Genomic DNA, 6,870 nt, shown 5'->3' with positions numbered 1-6,870 from the left:
GGCGCGCCGTCTCGCCCGACATCGTGAACGCCACCAGCGCCTTGGCGCCGACGATGGCCCCCACCTCGGCGGCGGCCCGCGCGATGGCGCCGCCGGTGGTCTCCGGCATGCGCTCCAGCGTGTGGGTGGCGCGCAGGGACGTCTCCTCGGCGGCGCAGGCGATGCGGTCCATCGTGGCGACGGACTCGATCGGGTAGTTGCCGACCGACGTCTCACCCGACAGCATGACCGCGTCGGCGCCGTCCATGACCGCGTAGGCCACGTCGGAGGCCTCGGCGCGGGTGGGCCGGGGGGCGTTCATCATCGAGTCGAGCATCTGGGTGGCGACGATGACCGGGTGGGCCTTCTCGCGGCAGAGCTCGATGATGCGCCGCTGCACGATCGGCACCTGCTCCAGCGGCAGCTCCACGCCAAGGTCGCCGCGGGCCACCATGATGCCGTCGAAGGCATCGACGATCTCGGGGAGGCGGTCCACTGCCTGCGGCTTCTCGATCTTGGCGAGCAGCGGCAGGCGTACGGCCTCCTGCTCCATGATGTTGCGCACCACGTCGGCGTCGGAGGGGCGGCGCACGAAGGACAGGGCGATCATGTCGCAGCCGGTGCGCAGCGCCCAGCGCAGGTCGGCCTCGTCCTTGTCGGTCAGGGCGGGGGCGCTGACGTTGACGCCGGGGAGGTTGAGGCCCTTGTTGTCGGAGATCATGCCGCCGATGACGACGCGGGTGACGATGCGCTCGCCGTCGACGCGGGTCGCCTCGAGCACGAGACGGCCGTCGTCGACCAGGATCGTGTCACCGGGGCGCACGTCGTTGGGCAGCCCCTTGTAGGTGGTGGAGACCTGCTCGCGGTCGCCCGGCACGTCCTCGGTGGTGATGGTGAAGACGTCACCGAAGCCCAGCCGGACGGGGCCCTCCTCGAACGTGCCGACGCGGATCTTGGGGCCCTGCAGGTCTGCGAGCACGCCTACACCGCGGCCGAGGTCGGCCGCCACCTCCCTGACCCGGTCGTAGACCTCTCTGTGCAGGTCATGGTTGCCATGGCTGAGGTTGAACCGTGCCACGTCCATGCCTGCGGCGATCAGCTCGCGCAGGCGTTCCTTGGAAGATGTGGCGGGGCCTAGGGTGCAGACGATTTTCGCGCGACGAGTCACGAGTTCTACCTTAATTGGTACAGACCACTTGGCAGTCACTGACGACGGAGAACGTAGCCCAGATAAGAGAACAGAACGAAAACGGCGCCCCCCAGTCGTGCCAAGTTCGTGTACTCCTCGGGGTAGATGACGCCGTCGACGCAGTGTCGATCGTACGCCGCCACCGCCACGCGACGAACCCGCCCACGACCAGGTAGGCCAGGAAAGCGAAGTGCGTCACACCATCGCGGCGTCCGCGAAGATGCGATACGTCATGGTTCGACGGTAGCCGCCTTCCAGGCGTCCACGACGCCGTGGCCGAAGAAGCCGTTGTCGGCCTGGGTGCCCCCGCAGTCCTGCGTCACGGTCTGGCCGTAGGTCTTGTACACGTACTGGCGGGGCGTCGGGCACGCCTTCTGAGTCGCCGTCTTGTACAGCAGGTCCTCGACCGTGGCGGGAGAGAGTTCGAGGCCGCCCTTGCCGGGCTTGCCGAAGCGGCTGATGAGGATCGCGGCGACGCCCGTGGCGTGGGGGGCGGCCATGGAGGTGCCGTCGAGGTACTGGTAGTAGGAGCAGGGGCCGGCCGTGCAGTCCTTGACGACGTCCGGGCCCTTGGGCTCGCCCTTCGCGTCGATCCGGCCGGCGGCGCGCAGCACGTGCTCGGGCGCGGCGGCCAGGATCGACCTGGTGGCCTTGGCGCCCTTGCCGTCCAGCGCGTCGCCTCCGGGCGCGGCCAGGTCGGTCTGCTCGACACCGTAGTCGCTGTAGATCGCCTTGCGCCCTGAGGGGCCGAGCGCGGAGACGGAGATGACGCCGCCCGACTCGGCGGGCACGTCGATGCAGGAGTTGTCGATCTGGCGGGTCTTCTTCTCGCCCGTCGGGTAGCCGGGGCTCTCCTTGTCGACCTTGGGGTTGCCGAGGTCCACGGATTCGTTGCCGAGGGCGGAGATGAGCGTGACGCCCCGCTGGCGGGCGTAGTCGAGCGCCCGCTGCATGCCGGTGATGATGGCCTGCTGTTCGAGCTGCTGCTTCTTGGTGTCTGCCTTGTTGGCCTTGCAGTTGAACAGCCAGGGGTCGACGTAGTAGCTCATGTTCACGACGTCCACGCCGATGTCGCCGGCGTAGGTGAGCGCGTCGAGGCTGGGCTTGAGGAAGAAGAACCCGGAGTCCTGCCCTGCCCGGATGTTCACGATCTGCACGTTCGGGGCCACGCCTGCGATGCCGATGCCGTTGATGGGGGAGGCGATCGTGCTGGCCACGTGGGTGCCGTGGCCGTCGTCGTCCTCGTCCACGGGGTCCTTGCAGCTGCTGACCTCGCAGGGGCCGTCGAGCGTCTCGCCGTTCTCGTCCTTGGGCTTGTCGGTGACGAAGTTGCGGCTGAGCTCGCGGTTGAAGTTCGGGGCGATGTCGGGGTGCTTGCCGTCCACGCCGGTGTCGATGACGCCGACCAGCACCTGCTTGCTGCCCGGCGCCTTGGCGTTGGCGCGGTCCGCGCCGATCATCCGCATGTCCCACTGGCGGCCCGCCAGCGGCTCTCCCGCGCGGTTCTTGGTGAACGACCCGGCGTCGGGGAAGGACTTGGATCCGGTACGGCCGGCGGCGGGTGCCATGACGCGGTTCGTGGTGAAGCCGATGCTCCGGTCCGGGGACACCCCGACGATGGCCCGGTCCGCGCCCACCTGTTCCACGAACCCGCCGCTGCCGGAGGCCATCAGGTAGCCGAGCCTGGTGTCCTCTCCCATCGTGGTCCCGCCGGCCCGCTCGACGGCCTCCCGCGCCTGGCGCTGCTGCCCTTCGGCGTAGAAGACGAGGTATTCGGCGCCCTTGGGGGCGGCGGGTTTTCGCGGGGTCGTGGTCGAGGTCGGGCTCGAACACGCGGTGAACATGGCCACGGCGGCCAGCGCCATCAAGCCAGAGGCGACTCGCCGCATACTTCCCCCATCCACCCAGTGCCGCAGAATCTGCATCTTCCCGGCAGCCATCGGCTGAAGCAGCCTACTAGCGAAATTTGGGACGTGAAGGAGTGAAGCGGACCTCAGTCATGGGGTCCGCTTCGCCTCGGGTCAGGACGAGGTGCCGGGCATGGGCTCCGCCCGGGGGTCAGGCCGGGGTGCTGGGCGTGGGCTCCGCCTGGGGCTCCGCTTCGGTCACGGGCTCCGCGGCGTGCGCCAGACGCACGTTCTTCAGGAACGTCAGGAGGACGGCCGCGGCCAGCATGATCGGTCCGACCCAGGCGAACACCCCGGTGATCGCGTCGGAGAAGGCGAGCTGCGTGGCGTGCCGCGCGGCCTCGGGCAGCGCCCGGATCGCCTCGGGCGTGAGCGCGGCCTCTCCCAGCGCGAGCCTGCCGCTGAAGACGCCACCCAGCACGGCCACTCCCACGGCCCCGCCGACGCCCCTGGCGAACGTGACGGCCGAGGTCGCCGCTCCCCTGTCCGCCGCCGGGGTCGTGGTCTGCACGGCGAGCATCACGTTCTGCATGACCATGCCGAGCCCGAACCCGAAGAGCACCATGTACGCGCCGGAGACGAATCCGCTGGTCCCCAGGTCCATGGTCGAGAACAGGATCCCGGCGATCCCGGCGAGCGTGGCCCCCGTGACCATGAACCACTTGAAGCGGCCGAACCGGTGCACGAGCTGCCCCACGACCGTCGAGGAGACGACCATCCCGCCCATGAGCGGGAGCAGCAGCAACCCCGAGCCCGCCGCGCTCGCCCCGGCGGCCAGCTGCAGGAACATCGGCAGGAACGTGGCCGTACCGAGCAGCGCGGTGGCCATGAGCACGACGGCGGCCACGGGGATCGTGAACGTGCTGTCGCGGAACAACCGCAGCGGCAGCACCGGCTCGGCCGCCGTCCGCTCCACCAGCGCGAACAGCATGGCCAGCAGCACAGCGCCCGCGCCCAGCCCGATGATGACCGGCGAGGACCAGGCGTGGACGGTGCCGCCCCAGGAGGTGACAAGGGTCAGGCAGGTCAGCAGCCCGGAGATCAGCACGGCGCCGAGCCAGTCGATCCGGTGCGAGGAGACGCGCCGCGGCAGCTTCAGCACGGTGAACGCCACGGCCAGTGCGATCACGCCGAGCGGCAGGTTGATGTAGAAGATCCAGCGCCAGGAGGCGTGCTCGGTGAGGTAGCCGCCGAGGACCGGCCCGGCGATCGAGGCCAGCGCGAAGACCGAACCGAAGATGCCCTGGTACTTGGCTCGCTCGCGGGGGGTCGCCAGGTCGCCGACGATGGTCATGTTCAGCACCATGAGCCCGCCCGCCCCGATGCCCTGGAAGGCCCGGAAGGCGATGAGCTGGCCCATGGACTGCGCGAAGCCGCACAGGGCTGAGCCGATGACGAACAGGACGATGGCCGACAGGTAGAGGTTCTTGCGGCCGTACATGTCGCTGAGCTTGCCGTAGAGGGGCGTGGCGATGCCCGAGGTGAGGGCGAACGCGGTGACCAGCCAGGACACGCTCTCCAGGCCGTGCAGCTCGCCCACGATGGTCGGCATGGCGGTCGCGACGACCGTCTGGTCGATGGCGGCCAGGAACATGGTGAGCAGGAGTGAGCCCATGCTCACCCAGAGTGACCGCCGTGGGGCGGTCTCCGCTGCCGTTGTGGATAGCATTGAGTTGTCTCCTTGCTTCTTTCGCGAGGGCAGGAGTTATCCGCGGCGATCGGGGGTGCCACCCCGGTCGCCGCTTTCTTCTATGGGTCAGAGTCCCTTTTCGAGCAGCGTGAACGCCTCGTCGAGCAGCTCCTCCACTGAGCCGCCCGCCTCCAGCGACTCCTGGACCGCCGAGATCGTCGCGCCGAACGACGCGACCATGAGCAGCCTGGCATGTATCGGGCTGGTGACGCCCGGACGGCCCTTGACGGCTTCGAAGATGGTCTCCATGATCTTCGTCTCGTCGACCGCCCTGGCCTTGGCCGTCAGCTCGGGGTAGCGCTTGCGCAGCTCCACGAACGGCTCCATGTCCGCCCAGATCGGCCGGACCTGGACGGAGAGGGAGCGCATCACCGCTTTCAGCGACTGGAAGGCCGGCTCGTCCGCGGGCCTTTCCGCGAGCATGTCGACGAGCTCCTCAGGGCGCCAGATCGGCTCCATGATGAGCGCCTCTTCCTTGGAGGCGAAGTAGTTGAAGAACGTACGCGGCGAGATGTCGGCCGCCGCGCTGATCGCCTCCACGGTCGCGGCCTCGATCCCCGCGTCGAGCGCGATCTTCACGGCGGCCATCCTGATGGCCTGCCGCTTCTCGGCTCGGCGACGGTCTCGACGCTGCTGTGGACTTTCCATACCTTGCACTGTACGCAACTCTTGCAGAGCGTGCAAGACTTGCAGGGTGTGCAATTTGCGGGGGCATGCGAAAGCGCCCGCCGTACGGGGCGGGCGCTTTCGGGGACGGAGCGTAGGTCAGCGGGTGAGGTCGAGCTTGACGCCGCCCAGCATGACCTGGCGCGGCATGGGGCGGTTCAGGAACTCGTGCGGGAACCCCAGATCCACCCTGCTGGCCTCCTCCAGCGCGGCCAGCTGGCTCTCGCTGAAGCGCACCTCCAAGGCCCTCAGGTTGTCCTCCAGCTGCGCCAGTGTGCGCGCCCCGATGATGGGCGCCGTCACGCCGGGGTTGAGCGTCGTCCAGGCCAGCGCGACCTGCGACGGCGTCACGCCCAGCTCGGAGGCCACCTGCTTGGCCACGTCGGCGATGTCCAGGGCGCGCTCGGTCAGCGACCCGTTGGCCGCCGCGACGTTCTTGCGCGTGCCGGACGGGTCGGCGGAGACCTCCTGGGCGAGGTCCGCGCGGCTGTACTTGCCGGTCAGCACCCCGCTGGCCAGCGGCGACCACGGGATGACCCCAAGCCCCATCTCCCGGGCCATCGGGATGAGGTCCCGCTCGACGGTCCGCTCGACCAGGCTGTACTCGATCTGCAGCGCGATCAGAGGCGCCCACCCGCGCAGGTCGGCGATGGCCTGCATGCGGGAGACCTGCCAGGCGGGCGCGTCGGAGATGCCGGCGTAGAGCACCTTGCCCGCCCTGACGAGGTCGTCCATGGCGCGCAGGATCTCCTCCACCGGGGTGGTGAAGTCCCAGGCGTGCAGGTAGAGCAGGTCGATGTAGTCGGTGTTCAACCGGCGCAGGCTCGACTCCACCGACTGCACCATGCTCTTGCGGTGGTTGCCGCCGGAGTTCGGGTCGCCGGGCCGTCTGGCCAGGGTGTACTTCGTGGCCAGCACCAGTTGCTCGCGCCGCCCCGACGCGAACTCGCCCACCAGCGTCTCCGAGGTGCCCTCCGTGTACTGGTTGGCGGTGTCGATGAAGTTGCCGCCCCGCTCCACATACGTGTCGAAGATCCGACGCGACTCGTCCTTGTCCGAGCCCCAGCCCCAATCCGTGCCGAACGTCATGGTTCCCAGCGCCATCGGCGAAACGCGCAGGCCGGACCGCCCGAGCAGGCGGTAAGTGTCAAGAGTCGTCATGCCATCAAGGCTGCTCCGCCGGGTGGTGCCGGGGAAGGGAAGGCTCTTCCTGGGAAGAGCCTTCCCAGGAAGGCGCGTCGTAGGATCGAGGAGATGAACACCGTGGATCAGACCCGCGAGCTCGCGGCCTTTCTCCGCACCCGCCGCGAGCGCCTGACCCCCGGCGACGTCTCCCTGCCCGCCCGCCGTGCCCAGCGCCGCACTCCGGGCCTGCGCAGGGAGGAGGTCGCCGAGCTGGCGGGCGTCAGCGTCGACTACGTGATCCGCCTGGAGCAGGG

Annotated in this window: 6 protein-coding genes; 1 reads left to right on the top strand and 5 read right to left on the bottom strand. The window is 69.1% G+C overall.

Annotated features, from left to right (window positions below; genetic code table 11):
* From pyk to AB0J09_RS51435, 5 genes are all read right to left on the bottom strand, one after another.
* A partial coding sequence (gene pyk, locus AB0J09_RS51455; RefSeq protein WP_360708953.1) for a pyruvate kinase occupies positions 1–1,147 on the bottom strand: 1,147 nt, incomplete at its 3' end.
* Between the two features lie 251 nt (positions 1,148–1,398).
* The gene (locus AB0J09_RS51450; RefSeq protein ID WP_360708950.1) at positions 1,399–3,057 is read right to left on the bottom strand and encodes a S8 family serine peptidase; all 1,659 of its coding nucleotides are present in this window, start codon (positions 3,055–3,057) and stop codon (positions 1,399–1,401) included.
* A 169-nt stretch (positions 3,058–3,226) separates the two neighbouring features.
* Positions 3,227–4,690 (bottom strand): MDR family MFS transporter, encoded by a 1,464-nt coding sequence (locus tag AB0J09_RS51445; RefSeq protein WP_360708947.1) that lies wholly within the window; start codon positions 4,688–4,690, stop codon positions 3,227–3,229.
* 141 nt (positions 4,691–4,831) lie between these two features.
* On the bottom strand, positions 4,832–5,413 hold the full coding sequence (locus AB0J09_RS51440; RefSeq protein ID WP_360708944.1) for a TetR/AcrR family transcriptional regulator: 582 nt from the start codon (positions 5,411–5,413) through the stop codon (positions 4,832–4,834).
* Between the two features lie 117 nt (positions 5,414–5,530).
* On the bottom strand, positions 5,531–6,592 hold the full coding sequence (locus AB0J09_RS51435; protein WP_360708941.1) for an aldo/keto reductase: 1,062 nt from the start codon (positions 6,590–6,592) through the stop codon (positions 5,531–5,533).
* A 93-nt stretch (positions 6,593–6,685) separates the two neighbouring features.
* On the opposite strand from AB0J09_RS51435, the gene AB0J09_RS51430 reads away from it, so the two are divergent.
* Positions 6,686–6,870 (top strand): helix-turn-helix transcriptional regulator (locus tag AB0J09_RS51430; RefSeq protein ID WP_360708938.1); only part of this gene is annotated, 185 nt, incomplete at its 3' end.

The sequence above is a fragment of the Nonomuraea sp. NPDC049784 genome (assembly GCF_040659615.1).
Lineage (GTDB): Bacteria > Actinomycetota > Actinomycetes > Streptosporangiales > Streptosporangiaceae > Nonomuraea.
The sequence above is the reverse complement of the archived record's forward strand: the minus strand, read 5'-3'. Positions and strand labels throughout refer to the sequence as shown.